The 20,180-nt window shown below is 29.5% G+C and carries 27 protein-coding genes; 4 read left to right on the top strand and 23 right to left on the bottom strand.

Annotated elements, in window-relative coordinates:
- The first annotated feature begins 8 nt into the window (after window positions 1–8).
- The 4 genes from dksA (at window position 9) to L8U00_RS01570 (ending at window position 2,650) form a co-directional block, all read left to right on the top strand.
- Entirely contained in the window at window positions 9–365 is a 357-nt protein-coding gene (gene dksA, locus L8U00_RS01555; RefSeq protein ID WP_012660959.1) for an RNA polymerase-binding protein DksA, read from the top strand.
- Window positions 362–1,345: a hypothetical protein gene (locus L8U00_RS01560; RefSeq protein WP_263708296.1), complete on the top strand. Its 984-nt coding sequence runs from the start codon at window positions 362–364 to the stop codon at window positions 1,343–1,345. The genes dksA and L8U00_RS01560 overlap by 4 nt, the downstream gene beginning before the upstream one ends.
- Complete coding sequence (locus L8U00_RS01565; protein ID WP_263708297.1) at window positions 1,342–2,268, top strand: tRNA dihydrouridine synthase; 927 nt, start codon at window positions 1,342–1,344, stop codon at window positions 2,266–2,268. The genes L8U00_RS01560 and L8U00_RS01565 overlap by 4 nt, the downstream gene beginning before the upstream one ends.
- A gap of 61 nt (window positions 2,269–2,329) precedes the next feature.
- On the top strand, window positions 2,330–2,650 hold the full coding sequence (locus tag L8U00_RS01570; protein WP_070256278.1) for a hypothetical protein: 321 nt from the start codon (window positions 2,330–2,332) through the stop codon (window positions 2,648–2,650).
- Here L8U00_RS01570 and recO read toward each other — a convergent pair.
- The 23 genes from recO to fmt form a co-directional block, all read right to left on the bottom strand.
- On the bottom strand, window positions 2,634–3,248 hold the full coding sequence (gene recO / locus L8U00_RS01575; protein WP_263678402.1) for a recombination protein RecO: 615 nt from the start codon (window positions 3,246–3,248) through the stop codon (window positions 2,634–2,636). The genes L8U00_RS01570 and recO overlap by 17 nt on opposite strands.
- A gap of 1 nt (window position 3,249) precedes the next feature.
- Entirely contained in the window at window positions 3,250–3,762 is a 513-nt protein-coding gene (locus L8U00_RS01580) for a cysteine hydrolase family protein (RefSeq protein WP_263708298.1), read from the bottom strand.
- The gene (locus L8U00_RS01585) at window positions 3,755–4,516 is read right to left on the bottom strand and encodes an ATP-binding protein (protein WP_263678398.1); all 762 of its coding nucleotides are present in this window, start codon (window positions 4,514–4,516) and stop codon (window positions 3,755–3,757) included. The genes L8U00_RS01580 and L8U00_RS01585 overlap by 8 nt, the downstream gene beginning before the upstream one ends.
- Complete coding sequence (locus L8U00_RS01590) at window positions 4,513–5,199, bottom strand: 5'-methylthioadenosine/adenosylhomocysteine nucleosidase (protein ID WP_263708299.1); 687 nt, start codon at window positions 5,197–5,199, stop codon at window positions 4,513–4,515. The genes L8U00_RS01585 and L8U00_RS01590 overlap by 4 nt, the downstream gene beginning before the upstream one ends.
- Window positions 5,196–6,116 carry an ACP S-malonyltransferase gene (fabD, locus tag L8U00_RS01595; protein WP_263708300.1) on the bottom strand — a complete coding sequence of 307 codons (921 nt, stop codon included), beginning with the start codon at window positions 6,114–6,116 and terminating at the stop codon, window positions 5,196–5,198. The genes L8U00_RS01590 and fabD overlap by 4 nt, the downstream gene beginning before the upstream one ends.
- On the bottom strand, window positions 6,116–6,700 hold the full coding sequence (locus L8U00_RS01600; protein ID WP_263660726.1) for an FKBP-type peptidyl-prolyl cis-trans isomerase: 585 nt from the start codon (window positions 6,698–6,700) through the stop codon (window positions 6,116–6,118). Before L8U00_RS01600 ends, fabD begins: the two co-directional genes overlap by 1 nt.
- Window positions 6,701–6,713: 13 nt before the next feature.
- Complete coding sequence (locus tag L8U00_RS01605; protein WP_263706448.1) at window positions 6,714–7,703, bottom strand: tetratricopeptide repeat protein; 990 nt, start codon at window positions 7,701–7,703, stop codon at window positions 6,714–6,716.
- Between the two features lie 11 nt (window positions 7,704–7,714).
- Window positions 7,715–8,200: a peptidoglycan-associated lipoprotein Pal gene (gene pal / locus L8U00_RS01610; RefSeq protein WP_263678394.1), complete on the bottom strand. Its 486-nt coding sequence runs from the start codon at window positions 8,198–8,200 to the stop codon at window positions 7,715–7,717.
- A 68-nt stretch (window positions 8,201–8,268) separates the two neighbouring features.
- A complete protein-coding gene (tolB, locus tag L8U00_RS01615) occupies window positions 8,269–9,468 on the bottom strand; it encodes a Tol-Pal system protein TolB (protein ID WP_263708301.1) in 1,200 nt (399 codons plus the stop codon).
- A complete protein-coding gene (locus tag L8U00_RS01620; protein ID WP_263708302.1) occupies window positions 9,465–10,244 on the bottom strand; it encodes a TonB C-terminal domain-containing protein in 780 nt (259 codons plus the stop codon). Before L8U00_RS01620 ends, tolB begins: the two co-directional genes overlap by 4 nt.
- A 3-nt stretch (window positions 10,245–10,247) precedes the next feature.
- Complete coding sequence (locus tag L8U00_RS01625; RefSeq protein ID WP_012660945.1) at window positions 10,248–10,634, bottom strand: ExbD/TolR family protein; 387 nt, start codon at window positions 10,632–10,634, stop codon at window positions 10,248–10,250.
- A gap of 3 nt (window positions 10,635–10,637) precedes the next feature.
- Window positions 10,638–11,198, bottom strand: coding sequence for a MotA/TolQ/ExbB proton channel family protein (locus L8U00_RS01630; RefSeq protein ID WP_173787088.1), 561 nt, complete (start codon window positions 11,196–11,198; stop codon window positions 10,638–10,640).
- The gene (gene atpC, locus L8U00_RS01635; RefSeq protein WP_012660943.1) at window positions 11,198–11,590 is read right to left on the bottom strand and encodes an ATP synthase F1 subunit epsilon; all 393 of its coding nucleotides are present in this window, start codon (window positions 11,588–11,590) and stop codon (window positions 11,198–11,200) included. The genes L8U00_RS01630 and atpC overlap by 1 nt, the downstream gene beginning before the upstream one ends.
- A gap of 3 nt (window positions 11,591–11,593) precedes the next feature.
- Window positions 11,594–13,048 (bottom strand): F0F1 ATP synthase subunit beta, encoded by a 1,455-nt coding sequence (gene atpD, locus L8U00_RS01640; protein WP_039667925.1) that lies wholly within the window; start codon window positions 13,046–13,048, stop codon window positions 11,594–11,596.
- A gap of 14 nt (window positions 13,049–13,062) precedes the next feature.
- The gene (gene atpG / locus L8U00_RS01645; protein ID WP_263663543.1) at window positions 13,063–13,947 is read right to left on the bottom strand and encodes an ATP synthase F1 subunit gamma; all 885 of its coding nucleotides are present in this window, start codon (window positions 13,945–13,947) and stop codon (window positions 13,063–13,065) included.
- Between the two features lie 9 nt (window positions 13,948–13,956).
- A complete protein-coding gene (gene atpA / locus L8U00_RS01650; RefSeq protein WP_012660940.1) occupies window positions 13,957–15,462 on the bottom strand; it encodes a F0F1 ATP synthase subunit alpha in 1,506 nt (501 codons plus the stop codon).
- Between the two features lie 9 nt (window positions 15,463–15,471).
- Window positions 15,472–15,993: a F0F1 ATP synthase subunit delta gene (locus tag L8U00_RS01655; RefSeq protein ID WP_263708303.1), complete on the bottom strand. Its 522-nt coding sequence runs from the start codon at window positions 15,991–15,993 to the stop codon at window positions 15,472–15,474.
- Window positions 15,993–16,505, bottom strand: coding sequence for a F0F1 ATP synthase subunit B (locus tag L8U00_RS01660; RefSeq protein WP_263663540.1), 513 nt, complete (start codon window positions 16,503–16,505; stop codon window positions 15,993–15,995). The genes L8U00_RS01655 and L8U00_RS01660 overlap by 1 nt, the downstream gene beginning before the upstream one ends.
- A gap of 9 nt (window positions 16,506–16,514) precedes the next feature.
- Window positions 16,515–16,940 carry a FoF1 ATP synthase subunit B' gene (locus L8U00_RS01665; protein WP_263708304.1) on the bottom strand — a complete coding sequence of 142 codons (426 nt, stop codon included), beginning with the start codon at window positions 16,938–16,940 and terminating at the stop codon, window positions 16,515–16,517.
- A gap of 63 nt (window positions 16,941–17,003) precedes the next feature.
- Window positions 17,004–17,855 carry a ParB/RepB/Spo0J family partition protein gene (locus L8U00_RS01670; protein ID WP_263682549.1) on the bottom strand — a complete coding sequence of 284 codons (852 nt, stop codon included), beginning with the start codon at window positions 17,853–17,855 and terminating at the stop codon, window positions 17,004–17,006.
- Between the two features lie 3 nt (window positions 17,856–17,858).
- Entirely contained in the window at window positions 17,859–18,641 is a 783-nt protein-coding gene (locus L8U00_RS01675; RefSeq protein ID WP_012660935.1) for a ParA family protein, read from the bottom strand.
- Complete coding sequence (locus tag L8U00_RS01680) at window positions 18,638–19,273, bottom strand: biotin--[acetyl-CoA-carboxylase] ligase (RefSeq protein ID WP_263708305.1); 636 nt, start codon at window positions 19,271–19,273, stop codon at window positions 18,638–18,640. The genes L8U00_RS01675 and L8U00_RS01680 overlap by 4 nt, the downstream gene beginning before the upstream one ends.
- Window positions 19,254–20,165 (bottom strand): methionyl-tRNA formyltransferase, encoded by a 912-nt coding sequence (gene fmt, locus L8U00_RS01685; RefSeq protein ID WP_263708338.1) that lies wholly within the window; start codon window positions 20,163–20,165, stop codon window positions 19,254–19,256. Before fmt ends, L8U00_RS01680 begins: the two co-directional genes overlap by 20 nt.
- Window positions 20,166–20,180 lie beyond the last annotated feature (15 nt).

Consider the following 20,180-nt stretch of genomic DNA (forward strand, 5'->3'; position numbering starts at 1 on the left):
GAGCGTTTATGCAAGAATTAAATCTTGAAGAATTTAAAAATATATTACTTCAAAGACAAAAAGAAATTTTACAAGAACTTCAAGGTAATATAGACAACATCCATAATCTACAAGATAGTGAACCTAGAGATGAAGTTGATTTACAGCAAATTGACAATAGTTCTCATATCGACTTTAAAATCAATGAAAATTTAAAAGCTGAGCTAGAAGAAATTAAACATTCATTAAGCAAAATAGATAACAATACTTATGGTATTTGTGAATATTGTGAAGATGATATTCATCCTGAAAGACTTAAGGTTAAACCTCACGCAAAATATTGCATAAATTGTCGTGAAAATTTAGAAAAAAGGAAAGAGCTATGAAAATTAGATTATTTTTCTTTGCAAGTTTAGTTTATCTTCTAATCATCGCAGCCTTAGTTTATAATCTAAATTTAGGAAATTATACTTTTACAATTTCCACTTTTGAATTAAATTTGCCTATTAGCTTATGGGTTGTTTTACCTGCTTTACTTTTGATGATACTAGCTTTAGCACATATGAGTTTTTATGGCTTTTTAAAACATTTACAATATAAAAATCTAATTAAAGATAGTAAAAATTATGAAAATTTTATTATTGATATTTTTTTAAAAAAAATAAGCAGGGTTAAATTCAAAACTCAAGAATTTCAAAACATTGCAAAAGATACACAAGCTCTTTGTTTTAAAGAAAAAATTCAAAATCCCAAAATAGATGAAATTATTGATATTTTTGAACACTTAGATAAAAAAGAATTTGTGGAATTAAAAAAATATAAATTAGATTCAAATAATGAAATTTTCATTTTAAATGAAAAAAATCGCTTTCAAAATGATAGCAATTATGCTTTTTCTTTTATCAAAAACAAAGATACCTTAGCTAGTGAGCTAGAAATTTTTGCTTATAAAATGGTATTAGAAAATGCGCCTTATAGTCAGATTAAAACACTAAAAGTTCAAAAAAACCAAGATGATATTTTATTGCTTTTGGATAGATTTGAAAAAGAAAACTTAGAATTAAATCACGCTGAAATCGAAGTTTTACTTAGTATGAATACTTTAGATGATAAGTCATATTTACGCTGTGCTAAAATACTTTGTAAAAAAATAGAACCTCAAGTATTAATTGCTTTATTTAAAAAGTTAAAAGATAATTATTCTCAAGCTTTAAGAGCTTATCTTTATACTTTGGCAGAATTTGGTATGTATGATGAATTGCTTAATGAATTAGGAAATGATCAAAATGAGCATAAAGACTTTAGACTCTTGCTCTTTTTAAGAGAACATAATAAAAAAATAGAACTTGAAAAATTAATACAATGATAGATTTTAATAAAAAGCCTTTATTTTTAGCCCCTATGGCAGGTTTTTCAGACTTGCCTTTGAGAAATTTAGTTAAACAATTTGGGGCTGATGTAACTATTAGTGAAATGATAAGTTCTAATGCCTTAGTATATGAAAGCTCAAAAACTCTTAAAATGCTAGAAAAAGCTGAACTTGAAAATCCTTACATAGTTCAAATTGCAGGCTCAGATGAAAGCGTAATTTGCAAAGCGGTAGAAATTTTAAATCGTTTTGATTTTATAGATGGGATTGATTTTAATTGTGGTTGTCCTGTAAATAAGGTTATAAAACAATGCGCAGGTAGTGCTCTTTTACAAGATCTTGATAAATTACAAAGAATTTTAGAACTTATCAAAAAAACAAGCAACAAAAAACTAACTAGTGTCAAAGTAAGATTAGGATTTGATAAAAAAGATCCCATCGCCATCGCTAAAGCGTGTGAAAATGCTGGAGTAGATTTTATCAGTATGCATGGTCGCACTAGAAAACAAATGTATAGTGGAAATGCTGATTATGAAGCCATAGCTTTAGCCAAAGAAAATATCAAAATTCCTTTAGTTGCAAATGGTGATATTAGCGAAGATAATGCCAAAGAAGTATTTAAAATAACAAATTGTGATGCTTTGATGATAGGGCGTGCAAGTGTAGGAAAACCTTGGATATTTTATGAAATAAAAACTGGTAAAAAAATCGAAAAGGCTATGAAAAATAAAATCATTTTTGCACATTTTGAAGAAATGTTAAAGCATTATAAAGAACAAGGTATAAGCATCTTTAGAAAACACTTACATGAGTATTCTAAGGGCTATGATGATGCTTCTAATTTTAGAGATTGTGTTAATCGCATTAATGATGCAGAAATTATGCGAAAATATATTCAAGAATTTTTCAATAAGGAATGATTTTTGCTTGTAAATTATCAAGCAATATGAATGAAGAGATACCATAAAACAAGGAAGGTTCATGGCAGCTCATATCAATTCAAAAGGGATTTACAAAGCATTAGGTGGCATTAGAACAAGTGCGAATAATTTAGCAGCACATGCTTCAAAGCTTAACAATCAAAGTTTAAATTTCGAGCAAGTTTTACAACAAACCCAACCAAAATGTATAAAAACTTGTTTACAAAATTCTCAAAAAGAACTTGAAAATTTGCTTGAAAATATTAAAAATAGTCAAGATACTATCACAAAAAATATACACAAAGATAGTGCAAATATCATTGCAAGATTAAGACAAGAAGTCATTATGATGTATGATATTACCCTTAAAAACCCTCTTTGATAATTTTATATAAATTATCAATATATTCATCGCTAAAATGCGATGAATTAAAACTCCTATATAATTTTACAAGATCTTTAGCATTAAACTCATAACCAAAAGCACATTTTTTATGAGCGGGCAAAAAAGCTCTTACTAGTACAACATTTTTTTGAATATACTCATCACAATAAAAACATACAAAACTTTTATGCAAACGCCCTTCAAAATCTAAAATTTTTAAATAAGCATCCACTATAACACGTTTGCAATCTTGCTTTTCAAAACGCTTAGCACAATCTTCTAAAAGCTCAAAATAAAAACTATCAATTTCCTCAACATCTTTTAAATGCCAATAAAAAAGTCTAATAAATTCCTGCCAAAAAAACATTCTCTCTCTATCTAAAATCCAAGAAAAACCAATATGTAAAACATCTTTTAAACGTGGTAAAAATCTCGAACTTTCTTCAAGCTCAAAATCAATCTTATACCCACTTAGTATATTAGAATGACGCATGCCATAAAATCTATAACTTTTAATAACTTTTTTAGTACTTAAAAGATAAACGATTAAATCCTCATCTTTTACACTCTGAGTGTGTAAAATATACCCTTGCATTTTATAAAAGTTCTATGCCATAAGCTTGCAAAATTTCATATGCACTATTTTCCAAAGACTTACTAAAACTCGCTGTTGCATTTTTATGTAATATAATTTTTGAGTTAATGCTAGCGCTTTGAGCTAAAATAATATTACTAAATACACAAATATGTGAAACAAGACCACAAAATTCTATACTTTCATAATAATTTTGTTTTAAAAAATTGGCTAATTCTAAGCTACCAAAAGCATTCTTATAAAATATTTTTTTTGCATTTTTTAAATACACATCAAAATCACCTGGCATTTGCCAACCTAAAGTATCTCTAATGCAATGATAAGTAGGTAAATTTTTTCCTTCTTGAGTTTTTAAATAATTTTCATCATGCGTATCAAAAGTAAAAACAATATCACCTTGATGATTTTTTAAAAGAACAAGAATATTATCTTTTATCTTGGTAGCTTCTTCAAAACCCAAGCTACCATCGATAAAATCATTTTGATAATCAACAACAACTAAAAGATTAGCCATTATCCTTGACCATAAAAAAGCTATCCGTGTGGATATTTTCAAATGCAGTTTTTAAACTTGTAAATAATTTTGGATTTTCTTTTTCTAAATTTGCTAAAAGCTGCTTAGCTTCTTCTCTTGCATGAGGAAATTTTACATTTTTTTCACTTAATTTCATGCCAGGACAAAATTCATTACCAATTACTTCTAATTCATTATTAATAGCATTTTCTCTTAATTGTCTTTCTCTTACAAAAATCAAAGGACGAATAACCTCTACACCTCTTTTGCTTTTATACTTGGGAGCTAGACTCCTAAGAGAGCCATTATAAATAAAATTCATAAAAAAACTCTCTACCGCATCATCTAAATGGTGAGCTATAGCTAATTTATTAAAACCATTTTCCAAAGCATAAGTATATAAAGCACCACGCCTCATTCTTGAAAAATAGCTACAAAAACTTGAATTTTTTCTAATCGTATCACCTGAAATTTCATAAATATTAGAATCAATCACTTCATGATCAATATCATGTTCTTTGCAGTGATTATGAAGTTTAGTATAATCTTCACCCATGCCATAGCTTAAAGTTACTGCTTTAAGTTCAAATTTAAAAGGCGCATGTGCTTGCATACGCTTTAAAAGATGTGCTAAGGCAAGCGAATCTTTTCCACCGCTAAGCCCTAATAAAACTTTATCATTGTCTCCTATTAAAGAAAATTTAGCATTAGCTTTAGCTACTTCTCTGATTAGTTTTTTACTAAGATTTATCATAATTTCTCACAAATTTTTAAAACAAAATTAGCTGAAATTTTGGCTGATTTTTCTACAAACTCATCAAAGTCAAATTCAGCTTTCTCACCTGCTTTATCACTCATAGATCTTAAAATCAAACATGGAATTTTTAAAGCATCACACACCAAAGCCACACTAGCTCCTTCCATTTCACAAGCATCTGCATTAAAAATTTCTCTAATTTTTGCTTTTTTATTCTCATCACAAATAAACTCATCACCCGTAGCGATAACACCTGATTGTAATTTAATACCAAGTTCTTTAGCAACTTCTATGGCAAGATTATTTAGCTTATCATCTGTTTTTATAAAAATTTCATTACCAGGAACATAGCCAAGCGGATGCCCAAAAGCTGTGATATCTAAATCATATTGAGCTAATTTTGTAGCATAGATTAAATCCCCTATTTCTAAACTAGGATTAAAAGCACCAGCCACACCCGTAAAGAGTAAAAGCTCGGCTTTAAATTTTTCTATCATAATAGTCGCACTAAGGGCAGAATTGACTTTCCCTATCTTAGAATAAGCAATAATTAATTCATGATTTTTATATTTTGCAAGATAATAAGTATTATTTGCATATTCTATTGTTTGATACTCTTTTAATGTTTCTAGTAAAGGAGTGACCTCTTCAGGCATAGCTCCTAAAATAGCTATTTTCATTTAATTACCTTTAAAATTTCATCAATGTCTTCTATTTTACTCAAAGTATAAGTTTCTTTTTGAGTGATTTTTTTATTTAATCCCTTTAACACATTTGCACCAAATTCTATATAAAAATCTACTTCTTCATCTATTGCTTTAATACTTTGTTTATAAAGAACAGGCTTGATGAGTTGCTCGCTTAAAAGCATTAGGGCTTGATTTTTATCATTATACACTTTTGCATTAACATTTGACACTACGCTTTTAAAGCTCTCTTTTAAAATAGGTTCTAATTCTTTTGTAAGTTTTAAAGATGCATTTTTTAATAATGGACAATGACTTGCAACGCTCATGTTCAAAAGCATAGCTCTTTTAGCTCCTGCATTTTTAAACTCACTCTCATAAGAAGCTAAATCAGCCTTTAAACCTGCTACTACAATTTGTCCATCACAATTATAATTAGCCGCAAAAATGTTTTTTTTCTCACTCAATGCTTTTTGACAAAGTTCTTCTACCACTTTATCTTCAAGCCCTAAAATCACCATCATACCAGCTTCTATTTTAGAGCAATCTTCTTGCATAAACTTACCGCGTTTATTAACAAGTGCTATAACATCTAAAAAGCTAAATGCATCTTGGGTTGCTAAAGCACTGAATTCTCCTAGCGAATGACCTAGGCTGTACTTAGCTTCTATATCAACTTGCTCTTTCAAAGCTTCATAAGCCATTAGTGAGTTTAATACTATGGCCATTTGTGTAAATTCGCTTTTATTTAAATTTTCATTTTCCTTAAAAAGCAAATTTTTAAAATCAATTTTACAAAAATCACTAGCATTATCTAATAATTCTTTCGCTTTTTTAGAATTATCATAAAAACTCAAACCCATGCCAACACTTTGAGAACCTTGACCTGGGAAAATAAATGCGCTATTCATTAATGACCACCGCAGCAACCGCCGCCGCCATGTCCGTGGCCACCACAACATCCACCGCCGCCATGTCCGTGATGATGATCATGATGATGTCCTCCACCACCACATCCACAGCTTCTACTGCCTGCAATAATTCCTGTTAAAATTTCATCTTCACTTGCAGCTCTAACATCTACAATATTGATTGAAAACAACAGGTCTTTTCCTGCATAAGCATGATTGTAATCAATAGTAACTTCATTTTCGGTGATTTCTCTAACAATTACTCTTACCGTGTTACCATCTTCACCTTCGCCAAAAAGCTCCATACCAACTTGCAAATCAATCCCTGCAAACTGCTCTTTTGGTAAAGTTTGTAATGCATTTGCATCATATTCGCCCAAAGCATTTTCTTTTTTTATCACAATATCAGCATTACAAGGAGCATCAAGCTTTTGAATTTCTTCTTCTAATCCTTCTAAAATTTGACCCTTACCTAAAATAAAAGAAATAGGTTCAGCATAAATATTTGATTCTAAAACTTCATTAGTATTTGCATCTTTTAATTCATAAAACATTGAAACTACACTATTTTTTTCTATAGCCATTTTATCTCCTTTGTTATTTTCTATCTGGCGAAACTTTTGCTTCAGGACTATCAGGATAAGCCGTCTTTAAAGCTTTATAAAATTTATTTGCACTTTTTGGATCCCCAACCTTATCTAAGCTAATAGCTGTATGATAAAGCAATTTTGGTACATAATCGCCTTTAGTGCTTATAGCAGAACTTTTCTTATAAAATCCCAAAGCACCTGCGTAATCTTGCTGTTTATATCTTATTTCTCCAAGCCAAAAAGTAGATCTAGCAGGTTTGTAGTGAATACTTATTAGATGTTCAAATTTTTCTTTTGCATCTTCAAATTGATTTTTATTAGTTTCTTCTATCGCTTTTTTCAAAATTTCACTAGATTGTAATTTTTTCCAACTATCATCTTTTACTTCAATCACTTCATCTTGAGTTTCATTTACATCTTGAATGATTTCTTCGGTTTTATTATCATCACTTACAACAGGAACAACCGAAGTAATTTTTGTTTGATTTTGCACTCTAGCTATTTCAGACTGAAAAAAGGTTATGGTTTTATTCATATCTTCTTTTGAAATATAATCATCATTGATTTTATTAATCAAAGTTGTAATTTCACTTAAAACTTTTTGAATTTCTTGATGATTTTTTTCTTGAATTTGCCTATTTTCCTCCACATAAGCTCTTAAATTTTGAATTTCTTGAGTTATGTTTGCGTCAAAATTTTGATAAGTTTCTTCTAATGAAAGCAATTTTGTGTTAGCTTTTGAATATTGAGCATTCAAACCCTCTGTTACACTTTGCAATCCTTCTATATTCTCTACTGCTGTATTTATTTTACTTGTTAAATTTGTATAATATTCATTCAATGCCCTTAGGCGTTCTTGATTTTCATATTGTAATTTTTCATTTTGAGTTAAACCATAAGGTGTTTTTGTATCTACTTTTCCTGCATCAAAAGCTGAAATTTCAGCGTGTAAAAAAGTAGCTCCTAAAAGAGCTACTGATAATAATTTTAATTTCATTTATTTAAAACTTATTTTGATAATTTAAATTCTGCACGGCGATTTTGAGCATCGCAAGTTTTTGTTCTTTCAGTACATACAGGATTAGTTTCTCCGTAGCTTTTAACGCTAATTCTATCTGCGCTAACACCTTGAGCTACTAAAGATTCTTTTACTGCTTTAGCTCTTTTTAAACCTAAAGCTTGATTATACTCATCAGTCCCCCACTCATCACAGTTTCCTTCAACTACTATTGCAGCATTAGCAGCTTCTTTATTAAAGATTTCAGCATTATTTGCAATAACCTTTTGCATATCTGATCTAACATTAAATTTATCAAAATCAAAATATACATTTGCTACAGAATTTAAAGATTCAAGATTTTCAAATCTATCAGATCCACCGCTACCTTTTGAGCCATCTACACTACTTGAACTACTAACGCTAGTGTTTTTAGTAGCACAACCACTTACAATAACAGCAAATGCAGTAATTGAAGCAAAAATGATTTTTTTCATTGATTTCCCCTTTTGTTTATTTAAAAATCATAATTTAATTATAACAAAAAAAATATGATTTTAGTATTTTACCAATCAATTGATTGAATTTTACCCACTTTTAAGCCATAATGAAAAGCTTTATTTGCATTAATTCGAATAACACCTAAAGCACTTTGAGAGCCTAAGTACTTAATAAACACAACACTTTCTCCATCACTTGAAAATCTTGGAAAAAGATTTTTACCATTTGCAGTGAGTTGTCTTATGTAATCGCTTTGGGTTGACATTAAATAAAGATTAAAAACTCCGCTTTGATTTACTTCTCTACTAGAATAAACCATGTAGTGTTTATAAGTAGAAACCGAAGAATTATTTTTACCATGAAAAACAACTTGTTCTGTTAAATTTGAATCTAAATTTTGCATAAAAATATTTGGATAGCCTAAGCGATCAGACACAAATACAATTTTTTTATCACCATCAACAAAATTGCCATTTACATCAATACCCATATAGTTTGTAATTTGTGTCAGATTTTTTGAATCTACATCATACAAGTATACATCAGGTTGATCTTTTGGAGCCATGGTAAGTAAAATTTTTTTACCATCATCACTCACATCAGAAGCAACCATCATACCTTTGCTAGCAATAATTTTTGTTATATTTTTATTTTTCATATTATATTTATAAAGAGTTGGAATCTCATCTTCATAGGCAGTAAAATAAAATGCATTTTGTTCTTTATTTACCCATTTAGGAAACAAATTTAAACCTTTTGAAATCAATACTTTTTGGTAAGTTAAAGTATAATCTGCTAATAAAATATCACTTTGCTTACTACCTTGTGTTCTAGCTATTAAAATTTTATGATCCATCCAATCAACCGGAGCAAAACCTAACTTTTTATTCATTTGAGCAACACTTCTATGTGCTAAAAATGGATACTCTTCGATGGAAAGAATTTGTTCATAAAATCTTGTTTTAGTTTCATTTGCAGCTAAGATTTCAACATCAATATCTAAAAGTTTGCCGTTTTTATTTAATATATAAGAAAAAATATAATCACCTTGTTTTTCATCTTGAGTTATCTCAAAATTTGAACTTACTTTTATATCATTAACAAGCATGTTATAAAAACTTTTTTTAAGATCTAAATCATTCAATTTAGACTGATCTTTAATATAAATTTTTGGCAATTGCATACCTTTATTAACAACAGATATTGTTGCATCTTGTCCAAATAATACTGAACAAAAAAATAAAAATACTAGTATTTTTTTCATTGTTTCTCCGTTTTAAACTCAATTATATCACTAAGTTGCATTTTAATTTTTCTTATTTTACCATTTGGAGGTAAAGTTATGTATTTTCCTTCTAAATTTTGTAAAAATTCTTCTGCTTTTTTATCAAAATTATCACTATGTGCACTAGTAGTGTTTAACAGGTAAAAATAACCATTATTATCAATTACAAATTCTACTTCTATACTTAAGTTACCACTAGGATTATAAATCCTCCATCTATCTTCAAGATATTTTCTAACAGCGCCTAAGAATTGATCATAAACCCCTACTTTTTGCTCCATGACAGATTGACCTAATTCTTGATTTATTTTTAAATTTTCATTGAGTTGCTTAGAAAAATCATTGATTTTTTCTCTTTGGGCAAAAGTAGGTTTTTTTGAAGGCATAGAAGATTGCACTTTAGTCGTTTTTTCTTCTTGATAGTCTTCTATTTTACCAAACAACTCATTAAAAACACTTGCTTGTTGTTCTATATTTTGGGTGTTAACGCTTTTATTGGTAGTGTATTTTTGTAGAAGATTTTCTTCAAATAAACTTTGTAGATTTTCTTTTTGTAATTCTTGTATCATATTTACTTGATTTTGATTTATGCTATCTCCAAGTTCTATATTGATAAAACTATTAGGATCATCAGTATATTCAATGGCTTTTGGTTTATACTCAACCAACTTAAAAAATACCAAAAAAACAACAAAAAAATAAACTAAAGTTGCATAAATAAAAGCTTTAAGATTATGTGTAGAATTTTCTTCCATTTTTTACTCAGTTTGCAAAGCAACTTTTTGGAAACCTAAATGTTTCATTGTTCTTAAAACACTCATTACATCATCATATTTTAGATTCTTATCCGCTCTGATAAAAACTGTCTCTTGAGTATTATACTGAACTTTTAAAGCATTCATATTATCCGCAAAACTTATAAAATCAAATTTATCTTTTCCTATAAAAATTTCTTTTTTTGCATTAATTGTTATAATCAAACTTTTAATATTTGGCGCACTTGAAGTTTTTTGCGAACCTTGAGGAAGTTGAACTTTTTCTTCATATGTGATACTTGGTGCTGTTACCATTAAAATAGCAAGCAACACAAGCATAATATCTACCAAAGGTGTAATATTGAGTTCAGGTTTTTCTTCTAAAAACATTAACTATACCTTTGTAGAGCTTACCAATACTTTGATCTCGCTATCTAAGATATTAATCAATTCATAGGCTTTACGTTTAATAATCAAATGAAAACTGTATGCAGGAATCGCTACTAAAATTCCACAACCTGTAGCCACTAAAGCTTCACTGATTTTAGGAGCTATAATGCTTAAAGAATTTTGCATCTCTAAGCCACCAAAAGTTTCAAGTATAGAAATAACCGTACCAAAAAGACCTATAAAAGGAGAGGTTGAAGCGATAATGCTAAGCCAAGTTAACCCTACCGTAGCTTTTTTTTCTACAGAATTTTTATAAATATTCATCTTTGTTTCATCAACTTCAACACATTTTTTTAAAATTGATGCACTTTGACTTAAATCTTTTTCGCCTCTCATTAAAGCTTCTAAAGCCTGGCTTTCATTTTGAGTCCATTTATTAATAAGCATCAACCTTGAAAATAATATACTAAAACTAAGTATAAAATACACCGAAAGCCAAGCTAATACTATATAAGTGATTAAGCTTGTATTTTCAAAAAAATGAAAAATTGCTTGAAAATCCACTATTTTTGCCTTACATTATTATCCATTTTAGCAAAAGTAGAAGCAAGTGCAATACTATCACTGCTCATAGATTTAATTAAATCTTTTGCTTCTTCTAATCTTTTTGCTATTTCACTATCACTATTTCCTCCAACCCATACAGCGCCTTTTGCTAAAACACTCACTTTAGTTTCAGAAACTTTTGCATGACCTGAATCAATAGCAACTAATTCATGAGTTGAATCTGATTTTTCTATATCTATAATTCCTGCTTTTAAAGAAGAGATTAAAGATGCATGTCCTTTTAAAACACCAAATTCACCCTCGCTTCCAGGAAGAACTACCAATCTTGCATCCCCTTGATAAATCATACCAAGGGGTGTAATGATTTCTAAAGATATTAAATCTTGCATAAATTAACCTTTTTTAGCCTTATCCACTTTACAATTATCTAAACAAACGTCTTTTCTGCTAACTTCTTTAAGTGTTTCAGCTTTTGCTATAGCTTCATCTATATTACCAACCATATAAAAAGCATTTTCTGGTAAATCATCATATTTACCTTCTAAAATACCTTTAAATCCTGCAATTGTATCTTCTAAGCTGATATATTTTCCAGGGCTACCTGTGAAAACTTCAGCAACGAAGAATGGTTGAGATAGGAATTTTTCAATTTTTCTTGCTCTTTCAACAATCAATTTATCTTCTTCACTTAACTCATCCATACCCAAAATAGCAATAATATCTTGCAAATCTTTATATTTTTGTAATACTGATTGTACTCCACGTGCTACTTTATAGTGCTCTTCACCAATAATTTGTGGATCAAGCATTCTTGAAGTAGAATCAAGTGGATCAACAGCTGGATAAATACCTTTTTCAGCAATTGATCTATTTAAAACAGTTGTTGCATCCAAGTGTGCAAAAACTGTTGCTGGTGCAGGGTCTGTTAAGTCATCTGCTGGTACATAAACTGCTTGAACTGAAGTAATAGATCCTTTTTTGGTTGAAGTAATTCTTTCTTGGAACTTACCCATTTCGCTAGCTAGGGTTGGCTGATAACCAACAGCTGAAGGAATTCTTCCTAAAAGCGCTGACATTTCTGAACCTGATTGAGAAAATCTAAAAATATTATCAATAAACATTAAAACATCAAGTCCCATTTCATCTCTAAAATACTCAGCCATAGTAAGACCTGTTAACGCAATACGATTTCTTGCTCCTGGTGGTTCATTCATTTGACCATAGCACAATGCAACTTTATCCAATACGTTACTTTCTTTCATTTCATTATAAAGGTCATTACCCTCACGAGTTCTTTCGCCAACACCTGCAAAAACCGAATATCCGCTGTGTTTAAATGCAACGTTGTGAATTAATTCCATAATAATAACGGTTTTACCAACACCTGCACCACCAAAAAGACCAACTTTACCACCCTTAGCATAAGGAGCTAGCAAATCAACAACCTTTATACCTGTTTCAAAGATTTCACTTTTTGTACTTTGCTCTTCAAATGGAGGCGGATCTCTATGAATTGACCAGTGTTTATCAAAATTGATTTCTTCACCCTCATCAATCAAATCACCCGTTACATTAAAAATTCTTCCAAGAACTTTTTCGCCTACTGGAACACTAATTGGATTTCCAGTTGCAACAGCTGTTAAACCTCTAACAAGACCATCCGTCATATCCATAGCGATGGTTCTTACTTTATTATCACCTAAATGTGCAGCTACTTCAAGAACTAGCTTGCATTCTTTTCCTTCTAATTCATAATTAACAATAATAGCTTCATTAATTTGTGGAAGATAGTCTTTAAATTCAACATCAACCACTGGTCCTAAAACTTGAGAAATAAAACCTTGCATCATCACTCCTAAATTTATTTCATTGACTCAACACCGCTGATGATTTCTATCAACTCGGTGGTAATAGATTCTTGTCTTGCTTTATTATAAGCTAGATTAAGCTGCTTAACTCTAGCTTTTGCATTATTGGTTGCATTATCCATGGCTTGCATTCTAGCACTATGTTCAGCTGCCAAAGAATCAACTAAAGAAAAATACATGTTATATTCAAAATAAGTTTTTAACAAATCGTTTAAAATTTCTTCATCTTCTGGTTCTAAGTCCATTAAAGATTCAGACTTTTGTTCTTCTTTACCAACAATAGCTTCTACTGGCAACAACTCATTAATACGAATTTCTTGAGAAATCATATTTTTATAACCATTGTGAATGATTACAATTTTATCTGTCACGCCATTTACAAAATCATCAACAGCTTTTTGGATAATAGCACAAGCCTTATCATAATCTGGACTTGAACTTGTATCTAAATATTTTTCCAAAATTTCTATATTTTGAAAATTAAAATATTCTATACCTGTTTTACCAATAGCTCTTAATCTTACCTTGATTTTTTTTGTTTTGCAATCTTCAAGCATTTCATTTACGGCTTTAATGGTTTTAATATTAAATCCACCACACAAACCCTTATCGGCTGTGACAAAAATAATATCCATTTTTTCTATATTATCTTTTTTTCTAAAAAATGGAAGTTTGTCATCAAGCCCATCGTATTGATTGATCTTGAACGCAATTTCTGATAAAACTTCATCGATTTTTTGAGCAAAAACCTTTGATTTTTTAGCTGCCTCTTCTGCTTTTCTTAGTTTAGCAGTAGAGACAAGCTTCATCGCATTGGTTGTCTTTTGTGTATTGTGAACACTTTTTATTTTTCTTTTAATTTCTTTTAAATTAGACATTTAAAAACCTTATATATGGTTTGCTTTAAACTCACTCAATGCTTTAGCTAGTTTTTCTTCTAAATCTTTATCTAAAGCTTTTTTAGTTCTAATTTGCTCAAAAATTTCTGGATACTTAGCCTCAATAAATGGATATAAAGCTGCTTCAAATTCTCCAATTTTCGAAACTGCAACATCATCTAAATAACCTTTAGTGCCTGCAAAAATAATCACAACTTGATTTTCTGGTGAAAGTGGAGAATATGGAGGTTGCTTTAAAACTTCAACCATTCTTTGTCCACGCTCAAGTTGTTTTCTACTAGCTTCATCCAAATCACTTGCAAATTGTGCAAAAGCTTGCAATTCTCTATACTGAGCTAAATCAAGTCTTAATGTACCTGAAACTTGTTTTGTTGCTTTAATTTGCGCAGCACCACCAACACGAGATACAGATAAACCAACATTAATCGCAGGACGAATACCTGAATTAAATAAATCTGTTTCTAAGAAAATTTGACCATCTGTAATTGAAATAACATTGGTTGGAATATAAGCTGAAACATCACCTGCTTGAGTTTCAATAATAGGAAGTGCAGTCAAGCTTCCCGCGCCAAGCTCATCACTTAATTTACTTGCTCTTTCAAGCAATCTTGAATGTAGATAGAACACATCACCTGGATAAGCTTCACGACCTGGAGGACGACGTAAAATCAAAGACATTTCACGATATGCAACAGCATGTTTACTTAAATCATCATAAACGATCAATGCATGTCTTGAATTGTCTCTAAAATATTCACCCATAGTTACCCCAGCATATGGCGCAAGATACTGTAATGCAGCAGGATCTGATGCACCCGCATTCACCACTATAGTATAATCCATTGCACCATATTCTTCAAGCTTTTTAACTACTTGAGCTACAGTACTTTGTTTTTGACCAATTGCAACATAAATACAAATAACATCCTTACCTTTTTGACTAATAATTGTATCAATTGCTACAGTTGTTTTACCTGTTTGTCTATCACCGATGATTAATTCTCTTTGTCCTCTACCGATTGGAACTAAAGCATCAATCGCCTTAATACCTGTATGTAATGGTTCATGAACGCTTTTTCTAGCCATAATACCTTTTGCTTTTTCTTCTACAAAACGATATTCGCTCGCTTCAATTACGCCTTTAGCATCAATTGGCTCTCCTAAAGCATTTACAACACGTCCTATTAACGCATCTCCAACTGGAACTTTTAAAAGTTTTTTTAATCTTTTTACAGAACTTCCTTCTTTAAGTCCAAGTCCTTTACCTAAAATAACAATACCAACACTTGATTCTTCAAGGTTAAGAACCATTCCTTTTTCGCCATTTTCAAATTCAACCATCTCTCCAGCCATAGCATTTTTAAGGCCATATACCTTAGCAACACCATCGGCAACTGAAATAATTTTACCAGTTTCTTCTATTTCAAGATTAAAGTCAAATTTTTCAATTCTTTCTTTTATAATAGAACTAATTTCATCTGCTTTAAATTTCATCAAATCTCCTTAAATTGCTTTTAATATATATTCATTCATCTTAGCTTTTAAGCTTTGCATTGAAAATGAAATTTCATATCCAAGTCCATCTAAGCTAATTTTTACACTGTCATTATCACTTATTTTACTATCTAATCTAATTTTTGCATTAAATTTAAGACTAAGTCTTTCCTCTAAATTTTTAATTTCTTCTTCGCTTAATTTTTCTTTTGAGTAAACCTGTCCTAAAAATGTATTTTCTTTTGATGCTTTTTGTTCACTTAATTCTTTAGTGATTTCTGGAATTAGCATTTCTCTTTTATTATCCACAATCAAATTTATAAAATTTTTAAAAGCATCACTTGGATTATTCAATAATGAAAGTATTAACTCTAATTTTTTGTCTTGTTTTATTTCGTATGAATTTAAAATATCTATAAATTTACTAGATGCAAAAGCTGAGCTTAACTCTAACAAATTAGAATAAAAATTTTCAAAATCATTTCTTTCTAATATTGCCTTTGCATATGTTTTAGCAATTACTTTTTCCATCAAGACACCTTTTTCATCATGATATTTAAAATTTCTTTTTGTTGCAGCTGTAAATTTTGATCTTCAAAAATTTCTTCTAAAACTGCTTGCACAACTTCTTTTTCCATTTTTCTTATTTCATATTCTTTGTGCTCTTCGTAAGTTTTTTCTAGAGCTTTAATTTCCATTTTTGTTTCATTCTCGATTTTTTCAGTAATAATTTCTGCCTCTTTTTTTGCAAGAGCAACTGCATTAACAGCTTCTTGTTTGGCTAAATCTAATTTTTTCATCATTTCTAATTTATGATTTTTACTTGCAATAAGTTTTTCTTGAATTTCATTCATTCTAGATGCAATCTTTGCAATTCTACCATTGTAGAAATTTTTCAAAGGTGTTGCTATGAAATAATACAAAATAGCAGCAAATAAAACAAAATTAACCGCTCTTGGAATAATATCATACTCACCACTTCCATTACCTGCTGCAAAAGCATAAAAAGGAAGTATTGATAATAATGTAATTTTTTTCAACATTTATCTTCCTTAAATTTTACTCAAGCTATTTTTAAAGCTTTGTTTAAATTCTGGCATTTTTAAACGCATTTCTTCTTTTAACTCTTTTTCTTTTTCTTTTAGACTTTTAAGAAAAACAAGCATTTGATCTTCTAATTCTCTTTTTCTTGTTGATAATTCTTTTTCTTGTTTTATTTTAGCTTCTTCTATTGCTTTTGCTTTGATTTGATTGATTTCATCTCTTGTTTGGATATGAATTTTTTCTAATTCACTTTCTACATTTGAAACATCATCAGAATTTTTTTTCATTTTTTCTTCATCATTTTTTATAGTTAAATCTCTAGAATCCATAAATTTAATCAAAGGTTTATAAAGCATAGAATTTAAAATCGCTATCATAAGCAAAAAAATGACACCGGTGGCTATCATGATGGAAAAATGTACATCATTAAACATTAATACTCCTAAATAAATCTAAATAAAACGCGAAATTATAGCAAAACATACCTAAAAACATATTTAATTTAATATCTTTAGAAATTCCCTAACCTCATCTTCATTTTCAAAATTTATAGTAATTTTTAAATCTTTTGCATTTACTTTTAAGCCTAAAGATTCAATTTTTTCTTTTAAATTTATTATAGATTGATATTGTTTGTTTGAAGTTGCGTTTTTTTCTAATTGGTTTGTGTTTTTAAAATTTTTAATTAACTTTTCGGTATCTCTTACATTAAGTTTTTGCCCTATGATAGTATCAACTATCATTTTTTCTTCTTCTTTTTCAAGTCCCACTAAAACTTTTGCATGACCTTGTGAAATTTTACCTTCTATAATGAAATTTTGCGTTTGCTCATTTAAATTTAAAAGTCTTAAAGTATTAGCAATTTGAGGTCTTGATTTATGAATAAGATCGGCTAATTTTTCTTGAGTGATATCATGAATTTCTAATAACTCTTTATAAGAATGTGCTAATTCTATAGGGTTTAAATTTTCTCTTTGAATATTTTCTATTAAAGCAAGCTCACGTAATTTTATATCATCTACATTTAAAACTACAGCTTTAATTTGTTCTTTTTCTAAAAGCTTACATGCTCTAAATCTTCTCTCACCTGCTATTAAAATATAATCAAATTCATCTTTTTTAAAAACCACAACAGGCTGAATCAAACCATATTCTTTGATAGAACCTGCAAGTTCTTCTAGAGCTTGGGTATCAAAATTTTTTCTTGGCTGATAAGGGTTTGGACTAATTAAATCTATATCAATTTCTTCTATTCTGCCTTCATTAGAGCCTAATTCTTTTTCATAAACCTCATCAATATCAGCCAAAATACTACTTAAACCTCTTCCTAATGCACTTTTTTTTGCCATTTTTTATCCTAATATAGAATGTGCTAAATTTTGATATGCCACTGAACCTGGAGATTTTATATCATAAAGTATAATAGGCTTTCCATAGCTTGGACTTTCAGCAAGTTTTACATTTCTTGGTATGATGATGAAATCATCTTCATTATCACCTGTTCTAAATAGCTTTTGTTTGAAATTTTGCTTTAAATCTTCCACAGTATCTTTTGAAAGATTATTTTGTGAGCTATACATAGTTGGCAAAAAGCCTTTTATTTTTAGTTTTGGATTGATAGTTTTTTTCACAAACTTAATAGTGTTTAAAACCATCGCAACGCCCTCAAGTGCATAAAACTCACATTGTATAGGGATAATAACACTATCACTTGCTGCAAAAGCATTCACTGTAATGCTTCCAAGCGCAGGAGGTGAGTCAATGATAATAAAATCATAATCTTTGGCAATTTCTTTGATTTTTTCCCTTAAAATTGTTCTATATTCTCCGCTTTCTTTTACTACTTCTTGCTCAATTCCAACCAAAGAAATATTTGATGGAGCTAAATATAATTGCGGAAGCTCAGTTTTTAAAATGATTTCAGAAAGTTTTTTCCTACCTATAAAAACATGGTAAATATTATATTCATAATTACTTCTATTAAAACCAAGTCCTGTTGTAGCATTAGCTTGTGGGTCAATATCTATCAAAAGAACCTTTTTTTCAGCTACTGCTAAAGAAGCCGCTAGATTAATAGCGGTAGTAGTTTTACCCACCCCGCCTTTTTGATTTGCAATAGTTATTATCTCACTCATCTTAAACTATATATCCTTTTATTATCTAACAATATAGAACCATCTTTATACAACAAAGCATCTTTTAAAGATAAAATCTTACCTTCATTATGTATAAAAAAATTTCTTGATTTTTCAAATTCTAGCATATACTTGCTAAAAATATTCTTCCATAAAATTTTCTCATCTACATAAGAAAAATACTCATTTAAAAGTTTTGCTATATCCACTTCTATATCTAAAATTTCAGCATTAAATGGGGCATATTTAAGATTAATCCCCATTCCTACAACCAAAAAATCATTGATTTTAGAACTCATCAATCCGCCTATTTTTTTATCTTCTATATAAAAATCATTAGGCCATTTAATCCATACTTTTGAATTTTTTCTTTGCAATACTTCTTTCATTAAAAATGCAAAATATATACTAGCAGAAGCCAAAGGAAGATCTTGTGCTAATTCTTGAGTTTTTATGCAAAAAGATACATGTAAATTTCCTTGCTTGCTTTGCCAAGTATTATCCCTACTACCTATACCAGCACTTTGGATAAAAGCACAAATGGCTGTATTGTTAGTAATTTCTCCGCTACGAATTTTTTCACTTAAATAAACTTGAGTTGATTCAAGTTCATCAAAATAAACTATCTCCAAGTTTTAACCTTTTTCCATTTAAATAAGCCTTAGCGTCTAAAACTTTTTTTCCACTTTCTTGCAAAGTTTTAATCCTTAAAATACCTTTTGTACATGAAAGCAAAAAGCTTTCCTTTTCTACTTGCAAAATCACACCTGATTTTTGAGTCTTTTCACTATCAACTAATTCTATGTCTAAAAATTTCATACCATTTTCTAAAAAAATTCCAGGCCAAGGTGTAAAAGCTAGAAATTTTTGATAGATTTCACTTGCACTATCTAAAGCAATCAAGCCATCTTCTTTTTTGATTTTTTTACAATGTGTAACTAAACTTTCATCTTGCTTTTTTGGGACAATTTTTTCAAAATTCAAAAGTGTAGAAATAGTAAGCTTAGCTGCTAAATTGGAAAGCATAATAAAAACTTCAGCTGAATTTTTACCTTCTATATCACATTCTATGTTTTCTAAAATAGCACCACTATCAAGCCCTTCTTCCATAAGCATAGTGCAAACCCCGCTTATTTTATCCCCATTTAAAATAGCGCTTTGTATAGGTGAAGCGCCACGATATTTAGGAAGTAAGGAAGCATGTAAATTGATACAGGGAGCAATATCTAAAATTTCTTTTGGTAAAATCTTCCCATAAGCAGCAACAACTATAAAATCAGGTTTTAGGCTTTTTATTCCATTAATTGTGTTTTCATCTTTTAAGCTTTTTGGAGTGAAAATTTCTATATTTAAATTATTTTCCAAAACAAATTTTTTAGTATCACTTGGAGTTAAAATTTGTTTTCTTCCCACAGGTTTATCAGGTTGAGTAAATAAAGCTTGGATATTAAATCCTTTATCGACAAGCTCTTTTAAAATACATGTTGCATAAGAGGGAGTTCCCATAAAAATAATATTTTTCATAGTGCCACTATCCTT

Origin of the sequence: Campylobacter sp. IFREMER_LSEM_CL2256 (assembly GCF_025771645.1) — a bacterium.
Lineage (GTDB): Bacteria > Campylobacterota > Campylobacteria > Campylobacterales > Campylobacteraceae > Campylobacter_D.